Here is a 581-nt window from a genome sequence, read left to right on the forward strand (position 1 = left end):
CGCCCTCGTCCTTGCTCAGCACATACACTTCAGCGGTGAAGTGGGTGTGTGGCTTGATCGAGTTAGGCTTGCACAGCACTTGGCCACGCTCCACGTCTTCACGCTTGGTGCCGCGCAGCAGCAGGCCAACGTTGTCGCCAGCTTGACCTTGGTCCAGCAGCTTGCGGAACATTTCCACGCCGGTCACGGTGGTCTTGACGGTGTCCTTGATACCGACGATTTCGATTTCTTCGCCGACCTTGATGATACCGCGCTCGATACGGCCGGTCACCACGGTACCACGACCGGAGATGGAGAACACGTCTTCCACGGGCATCAGGAAAGCACCGTCCACAGCGCGCTCTGGCGTTGGGATGTAGGTGTCCAGCGCTTCAGCCAGACGCAGGATAGCGGGTTCACCCTTGTCGGATTGGTCGCCTTCCAGAGCCAGCTTGGCCGAGCCGCGGATGATGGGGGTGTCGTCACCTGGGAAATCGTACTTGTCCAGCAGTTCGCGGACTTCCATTTCCACCAGCTCCAGCAGCTCTTCGTCATCGACCATGTCGCACTTGTTCAGGAACACGATGATGTAAGGCACGCCC

The 581-nt window shown here is 59.4% G+C and carries 1 protein-coding gene; it reads right to left on the reverse strand.

Annotated elements, in window-relative coordinates:
• A partial coding sequence (locus H928_RS0105000; protein WP_021025528.1) for an EF-Tu/IF-2/RF-3 family GTPase occupies positions 1-581 on the reverse strand: 581 nt, incomplete at both ends.

It is taken from the genome of Comamonas sp. B-9 (assembly GCF_000410635.1).
Lineage (GTDB): Bacteria > Pseudomonadota > Gammaproteobacteria > Burkholderiales > Burkholderiaceae_C > Comamonas.